We start from the raw sequence: 18,546 nt of genomic DNA, 5'->3' as shown, positions 1-18,546 counted from the left end.
TGCAAAGATTGAAGGGTCCTTCAGATGCGAAGCCCCCAAAGCGCGTCAATACCGTTATGATTCCTGCGATGCCCCCCACTTTCAGAATCCGCGAAGACGTGGCCCGTGCCACGGCCGCGTTTCTTGTGCAGGCGAAGTCCCAGCAGGCGGAAACCTTCTCCGGCAGCCTCAGCCGTTCCATTCTCGAATCTCCCACGACCTCCCGCTGGTCCGCAGGCCCGGGGCATCATGTCATCGTCTGGGAGAGTCGCACTGCGCACCAGATCATTGATGACCTCCTTCTGCTCAAGGAGCAGTCAGGCGGCTCGGTCTCGCTGCATGGACTCACGCTTTCTTACGTGATCCTGGAGTGGGATAATCTTATCCTGAACGCCGAACGCATCCGCGCCTAAAGCAGCGAAGGAAGGCGATGGTGGTCGATGCCTCCTGCAACAGGGAGCATGAGCGTATGTGAGATTCCGTACACGCGGTCATTTCACCTCCAGCAGTACGTCCGCTTCCGGGGGCAGACTCGAAAGTACCGCAAACCCCTCTGCCCCCATGACCGAACTGGACTCTCTTGCCCTCAAGCTGGCCACCGTGCATGCCACTGATCTCATCCAGGGAGAAGCGCTCTCCGTGGACGGAAGACCGTGGTTCGACGCCTCGGCCGCCGCCTGCGAAGGAAACATGCGCGCGATTGAAGCACTGCGCTTCCTGGAACTCGCTGGCTTGCTTGAGAATCACCCCACCAACCCGGACCTTGTACGCACCACCGGCAAGCCGGGCAAACCCAAGCCCCTGGTCTACGACGCGATCGCGGCCTGACACCTTGCGTTTTTCCAGTGACTGGAGAACGGCCGGCGGGTAAGATGCCCGCCTCTTCTGCTTTGGCATGCAAGCGGGAGGATGCGGCATCTACGCCCCAGTCCGGCCATGAACAAAAGCTCCGCGAACGGCTCTCTCTCACCGTGGTGGTGGCTGGGGTTGGTCGCGCTGGCGCCGCTTCTGTATCTGCTCAGCGTACCTGCGGTCCTCTGGTGTACCGGCGTGAACGTGCACCCCCAGGATCTCAGGTACCACAAAAAGAAGCCGCAATGGATCAAGGACTACTGCGCTCCCTACATCCGTGCCCTGAACAGCAATACCCAATTCAAGAAGCCACTCGAGCACTACATGACCCTGTGGGGTTACAAACGCAATCCCATCCTCCTGCGGTCCGAGGTATTCCTGGAGAAAGCCAGGGAATCACTGCGCAAGTCCAGGGAGGAACGTGAGAAAATACGCGCCCAGATGGATCGGCTGCAGGAACTGATGGAGCAGCGCAAAAAGAAGCTGCCAGGGAGCGTCCCCACGGCCCCCGTTCCCGTGATTCCAGAAAGCAAGCGCCGCGACTACGAGAGCTTGTTGCGGAAGTCCTCGTAACCGAAGCGGCGCACCACGCGGAGTTCATCCGTGACAGGATCGTAGGTATCGATGTCCGGGTGCGGCACACCATTGAAGGTCGTGGTCTTCACCATGGTGTAGTGCGCCATGTCCGTGAAGACCAGCTTGCGACCGGGCTCCAGTGGCTCGGCGAAGGAGTACTCATTGATCACATCTCCCGCAAGGCAGGAAGTGCCGCCGAGCTTGTAGGTGTGCGCAAGTTCACCAGGCTGGCCGCTGCCGATGATCATGGGACGGTAGGGCATCTCCAGCGTGTCCGGCATGTGGCAGGTGGCGGACACATCAAGGATGGCAGTCTGCGCACCGGGTTCACCCACGAGATCCAGCACGGAAGCAACGAGGTAGCCCGTGTTCAGCGCGATGGCTTCGCCCGGTTCCAGATAGACTTCCACGTCATGACGCTCGCGGAACTCACGGACGAGGCGGATGAGGCGCTCCACGTCATAGCCCGGCTTCGTGATGTGGTGGCCGCCGCCCATGTTCACCCACTTCACCTGCTTGAGGAATTTCGGGAATCGCTCCTCCACGGCTCTGATGACGAGTTCCAGCGCATCCGACCCCTGCTCACAGAGGGCATGGAAATGGAGACCTTCCAGACCTTCGAGGTCGCCATCCTTGATCTCCACGGCGCGAGTGCCGAGGCGGCAGCCGGGCGAGCAGGGATCATACAACGCGACTTCCACGGTGGACTTCTCCGGGTTCACACGGAGACCCGGGCTGGGAGCATCCCTCCCCGCCGCCTCAATCATCGGGCGGAATTTTTTCCACTGCTGCACGGAGTTGAAGCTGATATGGCACGCGATGGGGATGATCTGCTTCATCTCCTCCTCCTTGAAGGCCGGGCAGTACACGTGCACCTCCTTGCCGAACTCATGATGCGCCAGCAATGCCTCATGCAGACCACTCGCACAGCAGCCGCTGAGGTACTGCCGCACCAGCGGGAAGGTGGAGAACATGGAGAAGCCTTTCAGCGCCAGCAGCACCTTGCATCCGGCTTCGAGCTGCACATGGGCGAGCAGTTCGAGGTTCTTTTTCAGCAGGGCTAGATCCACCACATAGGCGGGGGTCTGGATGCGGGCGGGGGCGAATGAGAGCATGGGGTGGGTACGTTTGCTGGACATCCGACGGGGTCAAGAAACAACGGCAACACAGCGATGCGAATCTTTAGCCCCGAATGCGTTTTCTCTTCATTCCGGCTGGAAGGATTGACGCTTTGCGCCGTGTTCCTGTAATACTTGTCATGATGCTTCCTCCCCTCACCCGCCCTGCTGCTGCTCTGGCGTTCTGCCTTGGGCTCGGATGGTGTGCTATTTCTCCCCATGTCCATGGTCAAGCGCAACCGGCAGCACAGTCACGCACGTGGACGGATGCCCAAGGCCGCACCATGCAGGCCACCCTCGCTGGCATCGAAGGGGACCAGGCGCTCTTCCTCATGTCCGGTGGGCAGACCATCAAGTTTCCCATCTCGAAGCTTTCTCCTGCGGACCAGGATTTCCTCAAGAAGAATACGGCAGCCACCCCAGCTCCTGCGCCCGCCCCCGGTGGCAGTGTGCCCGCGACTCCCACTGGGGTGACACCGCGACTTCCCATCGAGAAGCGCGTGTGGCCCAAGGAAGTGGAAGTGCCGGCACGCTCGATTGAAATTGCCGTGGTCACGGAGAAACCCGAGGACAAGAACTGCGTGTACCAGTCTGAGGCCTTCTCCTTCCACTCAGAGGAGAAGCTCGCGGGCAGTGTGATGAAGGAAATCGCTCGCACCTTTGAGGCAACGCGGACGCTGCTGCAAGCCCTGCCGTGGGCCATCGATCCGAAGCCGCCCGTGGATGTAGGCCGTTTCCAGGCGAGGTTCTATGCCTCGCGCCAGAGCTACATTGCCGATGGTGGGCCAGAGAACTCCGGCGGCGTGTACATGTCGCGTGATCGCACCTTCCGCATTCCCTTCCAGAGCCTGGGTCTCAAGCTGCTGGGCAAGACCTGGGCGAAGGATGATGGCTACTCAAACGACACCATCATCCATGAAATCACGCACCAGCTGATGCATGACTACCTCGCCTTCCTGCCCACGTGGGTGATCGAAGGCACTGCGGAGTACACGGAAATGCTGCCGTACAAGGCAGGCCGCTTCCGTGCGGCGGCACATGAGAGCGGCTTCAAGGAATACCTACAGCACGCGGAGCAACGCGGCGTGACGCTGGCAGACATCAATGTGCCCGGTCACCTGATGATGAAAGGAAGGGACTGGCAGATGCAGGCACAAAGCGGTGGCATCTCGCAGTTCCGCCTGTACTTCGCCTCGTGTGTCATGGTCTACTATTTCTGCCACCTGGATGGCGATGGCAAAGGCACCCGCTTCCTGAAGTACCTCGACAAAATCGCCGAAGCCCGAGAAGCGTGGAATGCCTTCTTCGCGAATCCGCTGGTGAAAGTGAACAAGGAAACTGGCAGCTACCAGTGGCCCTCGGGCAAGGTCACCCCTCCCGCCTTCAAGCAGGATGAAGAGTACGGCTTTGAGCAAATGCAAATCCTCCTGGACGGCCGCACGGCGGAGCAGCTGGAGGCAGAGATGAAGGCGGGGTTCAAGAAGATTGGAGTGAAGTGGTAAGGGGCACAGTCGGGAGAGCGTCCACCAGCCATGCCCCCGGTCCACGAAACGCTCATTGCGGTGTGCAATATCGCTCGCGACTTTCCGACCTCGTCACTGAAAGCGCTCATCGACCGATCCGGCTACCGCATGCACCGGCAGGAGATTACCAAGGATGCCATTGAGGAGCACGTGCGTGCAAACCAGCAATTGATAGATGAATGGCTCAGGTACTCTGAAGACAAGCGCACCAGTGGGGGATGGTATCTGGACGTTAGAGGCCCATTTGTCGTTGGTGCCTTGCGAACTGGCGAACGAAAGCAGTTCGATGACCGTGCTGAGGCATGCGCTGCTTTTATCAAGAACGAAGTCGAAACGTGGGCATCTGTCGACGACGCCCGGAAGACTGCGACCGGAGATTGACTTCCGTGCGATGCGGATGAAACGGGAGTTGAGGTGCAATTCGAAGGTCTTACTCATCAATTGAAGCTGCCGGACTTGTGGCAGCATGCCGCGGTGAATCACCTGCGTGCGGGGAAGGATGTGATTGTGAGTGCCCCCACGGGCGCTGGGAAGACTTTCATCTTCGAGCTGCTGGTGCAGGCGCAGCATTTCAAGCGGCAGATGGTGTACACGGTGCCAACGCGGGCGCTGGCGAATGACAAGTTCGCCGAGTGGACGGATGCGGGATGGAAGGTGGGCTTGGCGACGGGTGACCTCTCGGTCAATGTGCACGCACCTGTGCTAGTGGCCACGTTGGAAACACAGATTGAGCGGCTGCTCACGGGTGAAGGTCCGGCGCTGCTGGTGATGGATGAGTACCAGATGATCGCAGATGTCTCGCGCGGCAGCCACTATGAGGGCGCCATCGTGCTCACACCGCCGGATACGCAACTGCTGCTGCTCAGTGGAAGCGTGGCGAATCCGGGTGACCTTGCGGAATGGATGCAAAGGCTCGGCCGCCAGGTGGAGGTCGTGGCCACGCACGAGCGGCCGGTACCCCTGGATGAAGTACCTGTGGAAACTCTGCCGCAGCGCCGCAACATCGAAGGCTGGTGGCCACGTCTCGCGGCTGCGGCGTTGGCAGGTGATCTGGCACCGCTGCTTATCTTCGCACCACGCCGTCGTGATTCGGAAAGCATGGCGAAGAAGATTGCCGATGCCCTGCCTCCGGGTGAACCATTGCACCTCACGATGGAGCAGCGGGCCCTCGCAGGAAAAGAAATCGCCGCACTGCTGGAGAAGCGGGTGGCCTATCACCACAGTGGGCTCGCCTATGGCGTGCGCGCAGGCCTGGTGGAGCCACTGGCCAAGGCAGGACAGCTTCGCGTGATTGTCAGTACCATGGGACTCGCCGCTGGCATCAATTTCAGCGTGCGCAGTGTGCACGTGTCTTCCACCCAGTTCCATGATGGCCTTACGGAACAGCAGCTTACCGCGGATGATTTGCTGCAGATGTTTGGCCGTGCGGGCCGTCGCGGGCTGGATGAGCGCGGTTATGTGATCACCTCGCGCGACAGTCCTTCACTCATGGATGCACGTCCGGCCACATTACGGCGTAGCAGCAAACTTTCCTGGCCACTCTTCCTGCGGGTGATGCGTCGTGCGGCTCTGGATGGACGTGAGCCTTTCCAAGCCGCGAAGGAGTTCGCACAGCGGCTTTTTGCGAAGACACCACCGGAACTCGGCCTGGAGGAGTCCGCTGGACTTCCACTCAGCGGCAAATCAGCGGACTCGCTCTTTGGCCTGAAGGGCACCCGCAAGGAACTGCGCAACAGCGCGGGCGTGTGGGAAGAATGGAAGGCCAACAGGATCACGCAGGTTTCGCTGGGTGAGGCGATGCGCTCCGTGGAAGTATTCCATGGCCCTGTCCTTGCTGATTCACGATACGTTCAAGGGCTCGCGAATGGCTTGGGCCGCGTGTTCAAGTTGGCGAAACACGACGGCTCACAGCTTTATGGCAAGGAGATGGCCCTGGGCAAAGTTGAGCATGTTCCAGCCGGATCGCCGGATGCCGCTGCGGATGTGAGCACGGAGACTCTCCGCATCACGCCTACGCATCACCTGCGCAAGCTGCTGAAGATTCCGCGCCACATCGAAGTACTCACGATTGAGAAGGTGCAGAATGTCGCCATCCCGAAGCTGCTGCCGCACTTCGAAGGCGCGAGTTTCCTTGCAGTGGTGGAGAAGGAGGGGCTGCTCTATGCGCAGTTCGACTTCGCACCGCTGCTGGTGGACGCCACCCAGGACGCGAGTGGGAAATGGATTGCGAATGCCGAGGTGCGCACTGTCGAACGGGCCACTGATACAGGTCTCACCGGCACTGGCACCGAGGGTGTACAGAACGCGCGCCCCGGCACACCGGTGCATGCGTGGCGCTCACTCGGTCTGGTGGAAAGTGATGGTGCGCCCACGCGACGCGGCATCATCTTCAGCTTCTTCCAGCATGGTGAAGGGTTGGCCATCGCTGCAGCACTGGAAGATGAGAGCTATCCCATCGCCGAGCTCATCCTACACACCGCCAACCTGCGCAGTGATGTGCACTTTGACCTGCCGGAAGGTGGCAGCAGCGAACGCCTCGCTGCGGTCTGTCGCGCGACCTATGGCTTCGTGAATCACCATGGCTACCTCGAAGCGGGATTGCCGCTGGGCTATGGCGAAGGCACGGCGGAACTGCTGGGATTGATCGCGGGTGTGTCCGCCACAACGACCGCAAATTCGAACACGAAAACCAAGGGAGGCGGACGCGAAGTGGCTGAGGGGGACCTGAGCCGCGCTTACATCGAATGGCTCAGCCTGCTGCGCCACATCACGCGTGCACCCGCGCATGACTGGACGAGATGGACGGAACTGCGGCAAGCAGCGGGCGTGGAACTGGAGAAGCACCTCATCGCCTCTCACGCCACGTTGCGTCCCAAGCTGCCGGCACTCACGCCGAAGCAAAAGCATGACCGGCCACGGCACTATCTGCTGCGGGAGCGTTGAGCCAGCCGTGTCAAGCAGTGTGCTCCGCTTTCAGGAAGGCAATCGTACTGGCACGTTTAACGATCCGGGCTGTGAAAGTCCCCTCCGGCTTGCTCTTGATGAAGCTGAAAGGATTCTGCTTCCCGACTCCATGATAGCTGTCGATGTGGTTCTGCTTGATCAAACCGCCGACATCTGCCGCGAAGAAATAGCCGTCGTGCTTGACCTTTTTGCCATCCGGCAGTGTGATTTGAACTCCACGGGCCTCCTCCACGTACAGCGCAGTGCCGAGTGGAATCCGGGTGCGATCCACAGCCCAGCTCCGGAAGGGTACGAGGACAAACCCATTGCTGCCCTCCCCAAAGGGACCCTTGGACTTCCTCCAGCGAACGCGTTCCGTACCAGCAATGACGGCATCACCGACATTGGGAAAGTACACGCCACATTGGATCTCCTGGGTGTCCCCCTTGGATTCGTAGTTCAGGGTCATGGTTGAACCATCCGGCTGGGACACAATGATGGTTCCCTCCATGGCTCCAAGACACCAGTCCTTCTGTGACACGGGTGCACCGAGCTGGACTCCATTCTTGGTGCGCAGCGGCACCCCTCCGGACGAGAGCCCCTTCGCGGGGTGCACATAGTAGTAGGTTCCCCACAGCGTGTCACTCGCGCCCAGGTCGGCGTTTCCCGGCGCGGGCAGTTCGAACTTCAATGTCATGGGATGAATCAGCGTTGGAGTGGAGTTGCAGCCTGGCTGTCGGATTTATCCCGCAGCGGCCAGCCCTACCAGGCTATCACCCACTGAAATTTAGTCAACTTATCGAATAATTTTTCGACAACAAGTCAAACACGTTTACATCTGTAAACATTTGCGTTGACACTTGTAAACAAATCACGCCATGATTCGGCATGGCTGTGAAAAAATCCTCTGCCTCACCCCGGACACCCGAGGCGCCTGCCTCGATTTCCATTTCCTCGGCTGAGTGGTCTGTGATGGAACTGCTCTGGGAGAAGTCACCCCAAGGCTCGCCGGATATCTGCGAGGCACTCACCGGGAGCGAGGGGTGGAAGCGGGCCACAAGCATGACCTTGCTGCGTCGTCTCATCGACAAGGGCGCCATTTCTGTGGAAGGTGGAGCGAAGCGCTGGCTCTACTCCCCGGCTGTAGACCGCGAACGCTGCATCGCCCAGGAGACACGTGGATTCCTGGACCGGCTGTTTCAGGGGGCATTGCTGCCCATGGTGGCCCACTGCCTGGAGCACCAGAAGCTTTCCAAACGGGAACTGTCCGAACTTCGGGCCATGCTGGATGAGGCCACGGAAAAGAAGGGACGCCAGCCCTGATACTCTCCACCACCCTGCCAAACGTATTTACCGCCCACGGTCATGACACCGATTTTCGAAAGCATCTTCCTGACGGTTCTCAGTGTATCGAGCAAAGCCGCCATGATGGTGGTGGTCATCGGATTCCTCTGCCTCCTCCTGCGACGCTGGATATCCGCGGGATGGCGGCATGGACTATGGCTGCTGGTGTTTCTCAGGCTGGCAATGCCGGACGTGGGCGAATTCAGGTGGACGCTGCCCTCTTGGAAGGAAGAGACACGGAGCACCGCGCCACCGCTCCTTGAATCACCGAATCCGATAGCTCCCCTACCCTTGCGCACAGATGACTCACGCGCACATGATGGTTTCTCTCAGCAAATGATATCTCCCATCCCACCGGATGCGCCAACGAACTCGCCTTCCGCACCCCATCCAGCCTTGCCGCCATCCGTAGCGCAGAGCGTACCGGTCGCGAGGCCTCAAGAGGAAGCCGTCCCCTGGATGCTCATCGCTGCCGGTCTCTGGCTGACAGGTGCAATCGCCTGGTGGATTTGCCTGGTGGCGGGATGGCTGCGGTTCCGACGCCGGGTATTGCGGCCCTCGACACCTGCTTCTGAAGGTCTCACTCACCTGCTGGCGGAAACCCTCGTGCAGGCAGGCATCAAGAGCCGGGTGCAGCTTCGCATGACGGACAAGCTGCACACACCTGCCATCTGTGGACTGTGGCGCCCGGTGATTCTGTTGCCAGAGGAGGCGGCATCCACCTTGCCTGAGGAAAAGCTTCGCCTGCTGCTATTGCACGAGCTTGGCCACACGCGCCGCATGGATGTGATGGTGCAGGTGCTCGCCTCGCTGCTGCTGGGATTACACTGGTTCAATCCCCTCCTCTGGTATGCGCACCGCCAGCTTCGTGCCGAAGCGGAGGAGGCGACGGATGCATGGGTGCTGGAGCGCTCCGGCAGTGGCGAAACGCGGCGCTATGGTGAGGTGCTCATCGACCTCGCAGCGCGCTGCTCATGGATGGGCTGGCTGTTTTTCCTCGCTCCCTCGGTCATCGGTGCAGCGGAGAGTGGCAGCAGCCTGCGCACGCGCATCCGCGCGATTTCCAGCTATCGCCGGGCCTCACGATGGTCCGTGCTGGCAGGCGTCGGGTGTGCAGGTGTGATGATTGCCACAGGAATGACTCAAGCGCCCCAACACGAGATCACCGCATCGGAAAAAGACAAAGACACAAACATTGCCGAGGTGCCGAAGGACAAAGCTACGGAAACGAAGGAAACCCCCATCACTCGCAAAGCCACTCCGGAGAATCTGGCCACGCCCGGATTCTTCATCGCTGAGGAAAACAAGGTGGTGCTAAAGGCCGGCAACACCTTCCCCGTGCCGGAACCGCGCAAGGACATGGCGAAGGATGAGATTGGCGGAGTGGTCGTGGATGAAGATGGCAAACTCGTGGCGGGTGCCAAGGTGTACGCTCGCATCCTGAGAAGGCCCTCAGGTCTCAAGAACCCTGAGGCGGTGACCTCGGACGCGGAGGGCCGCTGGCGCATGAAAGGGATACCCGCAGGCATGGAGGTTTCAGGCGCATCAGGCGTGCGCGGCACGGGACCAGAGATCAAGGTAACGGTATCCCATCCTGACTATGTCTCGCTGGACCTTTACTATCGCATTCCATCGCCCGGCCCACACATAGCGGACTTTCGCCAGGGCAAGGCGGTGCTCATCATGGAGAAGGGACTCGTGATGAAAGGCCGCGTAACGGACACCAACGGCAAACCCGTGGCGAATGCGAAGGTGCGTCGTGGTTTTCAGGAACGCAACGTCGATGACCCCACGACGATGACGAATGCGGAGGGCTACTATGAGCTGAAACATGCCCGCACCGGGGACTGCCGCATGCGCATCGAGGCCAAGGATTGCGCCGTATGGATGAAGCGTGTGAACATCGAGCAAAGCGGCACATGGGACTTCAAGCTCGACCCTGCGAAAAAGCTGACGGTGCGCGTTGTGGACGGAAAGGGGCAGCCGATTCCTGAAGCTTATGTGGTGTATCAGGGCACCACGCATGAGGACCACGGCGGAGGCAGCATCGCGTGGGGCACGGTGAATGACGAAGGCAAGTACACCTGGGCCTGGACACCGCCGCGCGATGTCACTGCCAGTATCTCCCACGAGTCCTACCAGGACAAAAAGGTTCCAGTGAAGGAACAGGAGACCGAGGTCACGGTCACGCTTCAGGCACGGCACCAGATCACACTCCGAATCTTGGACGCCTCCACAGGCCAACTGATACCCAACTGCACGGTGGAGCGCGGCCAGGCCTTCCCCCGCAGGCGTGATGATATGGAGATGCAGACCGCATGGCCTCCCAATCCGCCGCTGAAGGCAGACGCGCATGGCATGCTGGAAGATACCCTTCGCGAAGAAGGGGAACTCGTGCTCTACCGCATCAGCGCAGAAGGGTACACACCATTCATCACCCGCGTGCTGAGCGCCAAGGACCACAAGGTGGTCGAGGAAGTGAAGCTGCGGCCCGTGAAATCTCTCGCGGTGCAAATCCTGCAACCTGATGGACGCCCTGCGGCAGGCGCCTTTGTCTACGCACTTCTGAGGACACGAGGCTTCGTGATCGAAGATTTGAGTGTTCGCGTTCATCCCAACCTCACCAGCTCGACCGACGCTCCGCTCGAAGCCAGTGTCGAGGCAGACCCAAATGGCGTCTGTGCCCTGCCCTCCTGCACAGATGACACCTCGCTCCTCGTGGTGCATGAGTCCGGATTCGCCACTGCGCTCTGGACGGAAGCCCCTCGCGGCACAGGATGGAAACTGGAACCCTGGGCCCGTGCGGAAGGAACGGTCCGTGACGACGGCAAGCCCGTGGCGGGTGTGGAGTATGAATACCAAGGCAGCATGGCGCTGCCCGGGCAGCATTACGTGAGTGTCAGGTTCCGAGGCAAATCTGATGCGCAGGGCCAGATTGTCATGCCTCGGGTCTTCCCGGCCAAGCAGGCTCACTTCGCCGAAATCATTGCGCGAAGCAACGACCGCGTCGGAGACTACGAAATGAAGGTGACACGCGCTGGTGAGACCACCCATTTCGATCTCACGCCCAAAGGGGAAAAATCATGGACTGTGGTGGGGCGCTTCGTCACAGAAAGTGGCCCCATGCGTGATGGGCGCACACCGCGCTCGTTCCTTGTGGACAAGGAACGAACCGCTGCGCCGAGTGCAAGCACCTTCAAGATGGCAAACGTTCGCAGCGATGGAACCTTTGAACTGGGTCCTCTCACTTCTGGAGAATATCGCATCCAACTTTGGGACAAGGACAAGCCCAACTTCACGGTGAAGTCGCCATTGCTGAATCTGCCCGAGGTGCCACGTGGTGCGACGCTCGCCCAAAGACGGCGCGACATCGGCGATGTGGTGCTGGTGGACCATGCCTCTGCTACTACCAAACTCCAGACACCGGAAGGCCGTGCCCGTTTTCGTGTCACAGTGACCGATGCGGAAGGCAAACCGTTGCAAGGTGCCAGCATCAGGCCGGTGGCCTATCGGGTGAAGGAAAACTCCGGCACGAGGATGATGATGAAAAATGCCGTACCGGATCTCCCCGAAGAGGCGGTGCTCACGGATGCCAGCGGTGTCGCTGAAATCGCATGTGCTGCCAAGGCAAAGGACGGCGCCACTCTCACGGAGTTGCAGCTCTTTGTCCTCTGCGAGGGACATGTGGGGAACTACGCATTCTTCTCCAGGGCGAATGTGAACTCCACCACGTCCCTGCTCAAAGCGGGCACGGTCATCGCAAAGATCACGAGGCAGGGGAAGCCTGTGGAAAGCGACCGTGTGTACATCACCAGCAGCAAGGAGAGCACCGATGCCGACAAGGGATTCACCCATGAAGGTGCAGGGACCTACAAGAACACCTCTGTGCGTGCAGGTCCGCTGCTGGTACAGGCCTTGTGGAAGTCTGACGAGGGCAGCCTGCTTTACAGCAAGCCGATGGAATTGCAGGTGGCCCTCGACAAGCCAGCCGCTTGCACCCTGGAGCTTGAGCCAGGTCAGCGGCTCAAGGGCCGCCTTGATTCGCAACTTCCCCGTCCCGTGAAGAACGCACGCATCAGCGTGTGCGTGGTGAATCACTTGAAGCAAAATGAAAATGCTCTCGTTTCGATGCAGGACTGGCAGGAAGTGCGTGAGGATGGCACCTTCGAATTCACCTCGCTGCCACCCGGACAGATTCGCGTAGTCGTGCTGGCAGAGGGGTGGATGCATTCCTATGAATCCGATTCGTGGAGCATCGTGCGCCCCCTGGCGCTCACCATGCCTGTGCCAGACGAAGTCATCATTCCTATGACACGAACCGCCTCCTGCGAGGTGACAGTGCTGGGAAAGGACGGCCAGCCACTCCCCAATGTGATGGTAACCGCCTCGCCCGCTCTCAACTGGGACAGCCGGGCCAATGGCTTGCTGGACATCCACGGCCCGCGTCTGGAGCAGGTCTTGAGTTCACCGCTCAAAGCCATTCCAGATTGGGAAGCCTACCTGAAGACATGGCGCTCCTATGGCGTCGTCACCGATGCCGCAGGGCGTGCCACCATCACGAATCTACCCTCCGGTTCGCAGCACCTCAGCGTCATTTCCAGGGCGCGGAAGTTCGGAGATGATTTCAACGCACTCGCAGAAGGGCAAAGCGATGAAATCAAAGTGGGCCATACAGGGAAGGTGATCCTGCGAGTTCAGAAGTGAGAGCATCACTTCAGCTTCTCAAGAAGGAAGTCACGGGCCAGACCATTCTTCTTCAAATACTCACCAACGCGGGCAGCGCCCTCGCGCTTGGTGGGATCCTCAAGGGCTTGGACCACGAGCTGGCTCGCTGAGTTGACCAAGGCTCCGGCAATCTCGTCCGTCTTTGCGTACTTGGAGGCCTTCAGGATGGCGCTTACCGCACCGAGTCTGGGATCTTCGCGGGCCGTCAGCGCCACCACCATTTGATTTTCCGGAGACATCCCGGGAAACATATCCCAGAGACGGGTCGTCATTGCAGCATCGCCGATGCTTACAATGGTCTGGGCCAGCACATACTTGGGTGTCCGGAGGAGTTCGGATGCGTTGCCGTGACTGGGCTCCGCATTGGGAGGGACGAAGATGGAGGACAGTCGCCAGAAGTCGGTCCAGATCTCTTCTGCCACCCAGGTCTGCGGGCTCCGCGAGAGCAGTCTCAGGGCGTGACTCCAGTATATCCCCTCCTTCTTCGCCGCAGTGTAAGCACGGAAAAGCAGGCGTAGCGCGGCAGGGTCATCCGCCTTGATGAGGGGTTCGAACCTGGCCAGATCTCCCCGCTTCAGTGCTTGGACCAGTTCGTCGTCTTTCAGCCTGGTGAAGTCCGCGATTTCCACCGGGGGCGTTGAGGCATCCGAAGTGTGCAAGGCGGCCGGCTTCCTCCTTGAATCTGGTCCGAGCGCAACAAAACCTGAGTGCCCCCAAGAGTCATCAAAACTTCCGGGCTTCCATTCGCACTCATTGCGAAGCACCGTGCGGTAGAGTGCATCACCCTCTTGCGGTTCCTCCGTGATTTCAAACTTGAAGACCACTCTCTTTTTCCGCAGGAACTCGAGTACACGGATGGAGCTGAATCGGACCTCGTCGAAGTTCAAACCCGTCGTGGTTCCCAAGGTGGCCAAGTCCGTCAGCTGCCACTTCCCTTCCTTCAGACTGTAGCCCCAATATTCCGTCCCACCGGGGGCATTTCCCCTCCACAGGGCAATCTTGTCTCCGTCGAAGTACCCAGCACTCAAGGTCCAGTGCATGTCGGGTGTGGAGTTCCGTACTGACCGGTCCAGCACCACGCGAGTTCCTCCATCGGGCTCCCAGTACAGGATTGACTGGGCCTGCCGGACCGTACCGCCATTGATTTTCAAAGAGATTTCGTCGGCTGCCGCTGCCGTCCTACCGGGCACAGCCAGCACGACAGACAGGAGCATCGCGATGAGAAAAGATTGAGACCACATGGCGAGGGAGTCTTGGGTGATCTGTTCTACCAGAAGTCTCCACCACTACCCAGTGCATTTTCTGGGAGGGCGATCTTGGCTCTTGGTCAATCGTTCATGCGACACCATCCAATCAAAAGCATGCTTGTTATTTTTCACCGGCTGCGATGGAATGCGTGGCATGAAAATACCCTGCTCAATCTCACGCGCGGAATGGGTGACCGGCTCCCTTGCGGTCGTGGTGCTTGGATTGACGCTCTCCGCCTCTCCGGGAGATTCACTCTCGCTCAAGCAGAAGCAAACGAAGGCCATCTCGAACTGCCGGCAAATCATCACAGCCGTGCGCATCTACTCGGCGGACCACGCTGGAGAACATCCGACAGGCAGCACTGCAAACGAGGCTTTCCGAGCCTTATTTCGAGAAACCATTGTTGAAGTCGAGGATATCTTTGGCTGCCCGGACAGCATGTTCAAGCCGGATGGCGTCATCGGAAAAGCACCGGACTTTGCCGATGCCGTGAAGCCCGGAGAAAACCACTGGGCGATGACGGCGGATCTCACCGACTCGTCTTCCAACAGCATCCCCCTCGTCTATGAGAACCCCGTAAAAGCAGCATGGCCGGCCAAGTGGATCACCCCCGCCGAGGAAGCCAAATCCAAGGGCGCCGCATGGATCGATGGAACCGTCATTGTAGGATTGAATGACAGCTCGGTGCGGTTGATGAAACTACTCCCGGGCAAGGGCTCTCCAATGGGCCTGGAACTTGATCCGAAGACAGGAAAGGACATCTTCGATCCCAGCGCGCCTCAGACCATTCTGGATGTGGAGCTTGCCAAAAAAGGGCCATAACAGTCCCTCCCCCCTCTCCGGCACCGGCCACGCTGTCATGGACAAGGCAGCTTCCGTGGCTATAGGGCTAAGGCAGTCACGACCACGCGAGAGGCTCTTGCCGAGCCACCTGCTCTGGTCATCCATTTTGCATTTTTCATTTCACACTTTTCATTCCCCCCTCCCATCCCATGCCGACCCTCTCCCTCGCCGATGCCAAAGCCGCCCTCCGTGCCATCCTTCTCAAGAAGTCCGTGATGCGCGGAGACTTCACGTTGGCGAGTGGCGCCAAGAGCGACCTGTATGTGGACTGCCGTCTCACGACACTCGATGCCGAGGGCGCGAATCACGTGGGTCAGGTGATGCATGCGCTGCTGCGTGAAACAGAGCAGGCTCTGGGCGCGGCCCCCGTGGGCGTGGGCGGCCTCACCATGGGCGCAGACCCCATCTCGCTGGCCACGGCGATGTACTCCCACCTCGCCGGTGATGCGAAGCCCATCCAGGCCTTCAGCGTACGCAAGGAAGCCAAGGGCCACGGCCGCAAGAAGCAGGTGGAAGGCAACTTCAAGGAAGGCGACTCCGTGGTGGTCGTGGATGACGTCATCACCACCGGCGGATCCACGCTGAAAGCGATTGATGCCATCGAAGCGGAAGGTGGGAAGATCGCCTTCGTGCTCGTGCTGCTGGATCGTGAAGAAGGCGGACGTGCGAATATTGAAGCCCGCGGGTACAAGGTGGCCTCGGCGTTTACGAGGACGACGGTGCTGGGGTAGTTCGGTGGGACGGCGTGGTGGAAGATTGGAATGATGGTATAGTCATTCCAATCTTGGAGCAGTACCAGGCTGTAGCATGGTGTGATATCATCGAGAAGGTGATACACGCGGATGATCCGGAGACTGTGACGCGAAGCGTCCCTGGACTGCGTGCAGCCTGCTGCCGCTTTCCTGAAGTGCAGCCTGCTGCACACTCCACCGCGACGTAGTCGCCAAGATTTTCGAGGCATGTCACACTACGAGCGAGTGTCACCATCGCCACAGCAGGCTGTGGACTCTGGAAAGCGGCAGCAGGCTGCACGCAGTCCAAGGCCTTCGGCACAGCTTCCTCATCTTCTCACGGTCAGGTGCAGAGTGAGTCGCCGCTCCTTGGGAGGCTCGCGCCTCCATGACGGGACTAAGGCTAGTCCCGCTCCCTGCGAGCTGGCGCAGCTTTCACGTACCACTCCCACCGTCGCACCGTTTACCGCTCACCGTCGAACCGTTTACCCCAGCTTCGCCCGCAGCAGCTCACCCAGAATCTTCGGGTTCGCTTTGCCGCCGCTGGCTTTCATGATTTGGCCGGTCATCCAGTTGAGGACTTTGTCATTGCCGGCTTTGAACTCTTCCACCTTGGCGGGATTGGCGGCGATGACGTCGTCGCAGAGTTTCTCCAAAGCTCCGGTATCGCTCACCTGCTCAAAGCCTTTTTCCTTGATGACTACGGCGGCGGTTTTGCCGGTGGCGAACATCTCGGCGAAGACTTCCTTCGCCTGATTGTTGCTGATGCTGCCGGTCTCCACTGCAGAGACGAGCTCGCTCAAAGCCTGCGGAGTGATGGGTGACTGCTCGAGGGTGACACCGTTGGCATTGAGCACACCAAGGAGTTCGTTGATGACCCAGTTGGCAATCTTCTTCGCGGGCACCTTGGATCCGGCAGCGGCCACGGCCTGCTCGAACCATGCAGCGAGGGATTGCTCGCTGGCGAGCACATTCGCATCATACGCGCTCACGGCGTAGTCCTTCACGAAGCGGTCACACTTCTCGTGCGGCAGCTCGGGCACGCGCTTCTTCGCCTCGGCGAGCAAGGGAGCCGTGCGGATGGGAAGCAGGTCGGGACAGGGGAAGTAGCGGTAGTCATGCGCGTCTTCCTTCGTGCGCATGAGCTGGGTCTCACCGCGGTCGTCATCCCAGCGGCGGGTGCTTTGGATGAGCTTCTCGCCACGGTCCAATGCCTCGGTCTGACGCTCAATCTCAGCGTGAATGGCGCGGCGCACGGCGCTCACGGAGTTCAGGTTCTTGAGCTCAATCTTCGCGCCGTATTCCTTCTGGCCCTCGGGACGCAGGCTGATGTTCACGTCACAGCGCATCTGACCCTTCTCCATGTCGGCATCACTCACGCCGCCGTAGAGCAGGATCTGGCGCAGGCTGCTGAGGTAGGCGAAGGCCTCCTCCGCGCTGTCGATGTCCGGGTCGCTCACGATTTCCATGAGCGGGGTGCCCGCGCGGTTGAAGTCCAATAGGGTGCCAGCACCGGTGTGCGTGCTCTTGCCCACGTCCTCCTCCAGGTGGATGCGGGTGAGCTTCACCACCTTGCCGGGGTTCTTGATGTTCTTCTGCGCGTCCTTTGGGTAGGCGAACTCATACAGCGGCACGCCGCCACCGATGCACAGCGGCAGGTCGAACTGCGTGAGCTGGTAGTTCTTCGGCATGTCCGGGTAGAAGTAGTTCTTGCGGTCCCACTTCGAAATTTCCGGGGTGCTGCAGCCGAGCATCTGGCCTGTGATGAGCGTCTTCTCAATCGCCTCAAGGTTCAGCACCGGCAGCGCCCCCGGCAGGCCCAGGCAGGTGGGGCAGGTGTGCGTGTTCGGGTCCGCGCCGTATTCCGCAGGGCACGCGCAGAACATCTTGCTCCGCGTGTTGATCTGCGCGTGGACTTCGAGGCCGATGGTGGTGATGTACTTGGGCATGAAAAGGGCGGGGCGGGCGGGGCGATGCGGAGTCTATTTGAGTGGCTGAATCTGGGGCGGGGGTCAAGTGATTCGGTGCGACGGTGAGAGGTGTAGCTCGAAGGAGGTTAGGCGTCCCGCCTGACAGTGGGCGTTAGGCCTCTGGCCTGACCGACATGAGGTCATGACCCGGGACGAAGACGGCGGAATCAGTCGAAGCTTCGTTTTCTATCAGGATTGCTTGAGAAGGTTCCTCTCAATCGAATTTCTCCACCCACTTCTCCTTCGCCCGTGATATCCAAAAGGACGCGCCCCTCAGGGAGTACCTCAATGACGCGCACCACTACATTCTCAATACCAGCATGCGAGTAGTAGTAGATGTTCGTCAGCCACCGCCCCGCCACGTCATCATAGGCACCAGTATGGCGCACAATATTTGGATTCAATTCCACCTCATTCCTCTTCGTTGAATCGAAGTTGAGCTCAATCCAGGGTTCAGGATTGGAATCATCTGGCGAAATCTTCCTGGGTGCCCGCGCATAGATGCACAGGCAGTGTTTGCCACCCTTCTCGTAGACATTGTAGTCTGCCACCGATACTGCATAGCGGTGAATTTCGTTTTCGTCGTCCAGGACCCAAAGCTCATCTGGAAGTGTCTGAGAGAGATCCATGGCCGTTGTTTGTGTCACTCAATGTGGTCTTGCGCCGGCTGATTTTCTTCTTCGTTTCCGCACCT

Annotated in this window: 15 protein-coding genes; 10 read left to right on the top strand and 5 right to left on the bottom strand. The window is 59.7% G+C overall.

Features of this window, described 5'->3' with window-relative positions; translation table 11 throughout:
- Positions 1-68 precede the first annotated feature (68 nt).
- The 3 genes from DES53_RS20670 (at position 69) to DES53_RS20660 (ending at position 1,404) form a co-directional block, all read left to right on the top strand.
- Complete coding sequence (locus tag DES53_RS20670) at positions 69-392, top strand: hypothetical protein (RefSeq protein ID WP_147263517.1); 324 nt, start codon at positions 69-71, stop codon at positions 390-392.
- 148 nt (positions 393-540) lie between these two features.
- Positions 541-807 carry a hypothetical protein gene (locus DES53_RS20665; RefSeq protein WP_113960218.1) on the top strand — a complete coding sequence of 89 codons (267 nt, stop codon included), beginning with the start codon at positions 541-543 and terminating at the stop codon, positions 805-807.
- 108 nt (positions 808-915) lie between these two features.
- A complete protein-coding gene (locus DES53_RS20660; protein ID WP_113960217.1) occupies positions 916-1,404 on the top strand; it encodes a hypothetical protein in 489 nt (162 codons plus the stop codon).
- On the opposite strand, the gene nspC is transcribed toward DES53_RS20660, so the two are convergent.
- Positions 1,374-2,522, bottom strand: coding sequence for a carboxynorspermidine decarboxylase (gene nspC / locus DES53_RS20655; protein ID WP_113960216.1), 1,149 nt, complete (start codon positions 2,520-2,522; stop codon positions 1,374-1,376). The genes DES53_RS20660 and nspC overlap by 31 nt on opposite strands.
- A 143-nt stretch (positions 2,523-2,665) precedes the next feature.
- On the opposite strand from nspC, the gene DES53_RS20650 reads away from it, so the two are divergent.
- The 3 genes from DES53_RS20650 to DES53_RS20640 are packed head-to-tail and all read left to right on the top strand — an operon-like array spanning position 2,666 to position 6,991.
- Entirely contained in the window at positions 2,666-4,027 is a 1,362-nt protein-coding gene (locus DES53_RS20650; protein ID WP_113960215.1) for a hypothetical protein, read from the top strand.
- A gap of 30 nt (positions 4,028-4,057) precedes the next feature.
- On the top strand, positions 4,058-4,429 hold the full coding sequence (locus DES53_RS33110) for a hypothetical protein (RefSeq protein WP_170157260.1): 372 nt from the start codon (positions 4,058-4,060) through the stop codon (positions 4,427-4,429).
- A gap of 33 nt (positions 4,430-4,462) precedes the next feature.
- Positions 4,463-6,991 (top strand): DEAD/DEAH box helicase, encoded by a 2,529-nt coding sequence (locus DES53_RS20640; protein WP_113960213.1) that lies wholly within the window; start codon positions 4,463-4,465, stop codon positions 6,989-6,991.
- Positions 6,992-7,001: 10 nt separating this feature from the next.
- Here DES53_RS20640 and DES53_RS20635 read toward each other — a convergent pair whose 3' ends face one another.
- On the bottom strand, positions 7,002-7,688 hold the full coding sequence (locus DES53_RS20635; RefSeq protein WP_113960212.1) for a 3D domain-containing protein: 687 nt from the start codon (positions 7,686-7,688) through the stop codon (positions 7,002-7,004).
- A gap of 191 nt (positions 7,689-7,879) precedes the next feature.
- Between DES53_RS20635 and DES53_RS20630 the strand changes: the two genes are divergently transcribed.
- Complete coding sequence (locus DES53_RS20630) at positions 7,880-8,314, top strand: BlaI/MecI/CopY family transcriptional regulator (RefSeq protein ID WP_113960211.1); 435 nt, start codon at positions 7,880-7,882, stop codon at positions 8,312-8,314.
- A 42-nt stretch (positions 8,315-8,356) separates the two neighbouring features.
- Complete coding sequence (locus tag DES53_RS20625; protein ID WP_113960210.1) at positions 8,357-13,039, top strand: M56 family metallopeptidase; 4,683 nt, start codon at positions 8,357-8,359, stop codon at positions 13,037-13,039.
- A 5-nt stretch (positions 13,040-13,044) separates the two neighbouring features.
- On the opposite strand, the gene DES53_RS20620 is transcribed toward DES53_RS20625, so the two are convergent.
- A complete protein-coding gene (locus DES53_RS20620) occupies positions 13,045-14,301 on the bottom strand; it encodes a hypothetical protein (RefSeq protein WP_147263514.1) in 1,257 nt (418 codons plus the stop codon).
- A gap of 160 nt (positions 14,302-14,461) precedes the next feature.
- Between DES53_RS20620 and DES53_RS20615 the strand changes: the two genes are divergently transcribed.
- Together DES53_RS20615 and pyrE are read left to right on the top strand one after the other, a co-directional pair.
- Positions 14,462-15,130 carry a hypothetical protein gene (locus DES53_RS20615; protein ID WP_147263513.1) on the top strand — a complete coding sequence of 223 codons (669 nt, stop codon included), beginning with the start codon at positions 14,462-14,464 and terminating at the stop codon, positions 15,128-15,130.
- A gap of 170 nt (positions 15,131-15,300) precedes the next feature.
- Entirely contained in the window at positions 15,301-15,882 is a 582-nt protein-coding gene (gene pyrE / locus DES53_RS20610) for an orotate phosphoribosyltransferase (RefSeq protein WP_113960207.1), read from the top strand.
- A gap of 485 nt (positions 15,883-16,367) precedes the next feature.
- Here the strand turns inward: pyrE and gatB are convergent, their stop codons facing one another.
- Complete coding sequence (gene gatB, locus DES53_RS20605; RefSeq protein ID WP_113960206.1) at positions 16,368-17,831, bottom strand: Asp-tRNA(Asn)/Glu-tRNA(Gln) amidotransferase subunit GatB; 1,464 nt, start codon at positions 17,829-17,831, stop codon at positions 16,368-16,370.
- 188 nt (positions 17,832-18,019) lie between these two features.
- Positions 18,020-18,481 (bottom strand): hypothetical protein, encoded by a 462-nt coding sequence (locus tag DES53_RS20600; RefSeq protein ID WP_113960205.1) that lies wholly within the window; start codon positions 18,479-18,481, stop codon positions 18,020-18,022.
- Positions 18,482-18,546: the final 65 nt, after the last annotated feature.

The organism is Roseimicrobium gellanilyticum, assembly GCF_003315205.1.
GTDB classification, from domain to species: domain Bacteria; phylum Verrucomicrobiota; class Verrucomicrobiia; order Verrucomicrobiales; family Verrucomicrobiaceae; genus Roseimicrobium; species Roseimicrobium gellanilyticum.
The sequence above is the reverse complement of the archived record's forward strand: the minus strand, read 5'-3'. Positions and strand labels throughout refer to the sequence as shown.

Excerpts from the sequence above, each read along its gene's own strand:
- DES53_RS33110 (WP_170157260.1), top strand. The coding sequence starts at position 4,058 with ATGCCCCCGGTCCACGAAACGCTCATTGCGGTGTGCAATATCGCTCGC.
- DES53_RS20660 (WP_113960217.1), top strand. The coding sequence starts at position 916 with ATGAACAAAAGCTCCGCGAACGGCTCTCTCTCACCGTGGTGGTGGCTG.
- DES53_RS20650 (WP_113960215.1), top strand. The coding sequence starts at position 2,666 with ATGATGCTTCCTCCCCTCACCCGCCCTGCTGCTGCTCTGGCGTTCTGC.
- DES53_RS20665 (WP_113960218.1), top strand. The coding sequence starts at position 541 with ATGACCGAACTGGACTCTCTTGCCCTCAAGCTGGCCACCGTGCATGCC.
- DES53_RS20620 (WP_147263514.1), bottom strand. The coding sequence starts at position 14,301 with ATGTGGTCTCAATCTTTTCTCATCGCGATGCTCCTGTCTGTCGTGCTG.
- gatB (WP_113960206.1), bottom strand. The coding sequence starts at position 17,831 with ATGCCCAAGTACATCACCACCATCGGCCTCGAAGTCCACGCGCAGATC.
- DES53_RS20615 (WP_147263513.1), top strand. The coding sequence starts at position 14,462 with ATGAAAATACCCTGCTCAATCTCACGCGCGGAATGGGTGACCGGCTCC.
- DES53_RS20600 (WP_113960205.1), bottom strand. The coding sequence starts at position 18,481 with ATGGATCTCTCTCAGACACTTCCAGATGAGCTTTGGGTCCTGGACGAC.
- DES53_RS20635 (WP_113960212.1), bottom strand. The coding sequence starts at position 7,688 with ATGACATTGAAGTTCGAACTGCCCGCGCCGGGAAACGCCGACCTGGGC.
- pyrE (WP_113960207.1), top strand. The coding sequence starts at position 15,301 with ATGCCGACCCTCTCCCTCGCCGATGCCAAAGCCGCCCTCCGTGCCATC.
- nspC (WP_113960216.1), bottom strand. The coding sequence starts at position 2,522 with ATGCTCTCATTCGCCCCCGCCCGCATCCAGACCCCCGCCTATGTGGTG.
- DES53_RS20625 (WP_113960210.1), top strand. The coding sequence starts at position 8,357 with ATGACACCGATTTTCGAAAGCATCTTCCTGACGGTTCTCAGTGTATCG.
- DES53_RS20670 (WP_147263517.1), top strand. The coding sequence starts at position 69 with ATGCCCCCCACTTTCAGAATCCGCGAAGACGTGGCCCGTGCCACGGCC.
- DES53_RS20630 (WP_113960211.1), top strand. The coding sequence starts at position 7,880 with ATGGCTGTGAAAAAATCCTCTGCCTCACCCCGGACACCCGAGGCGCCT.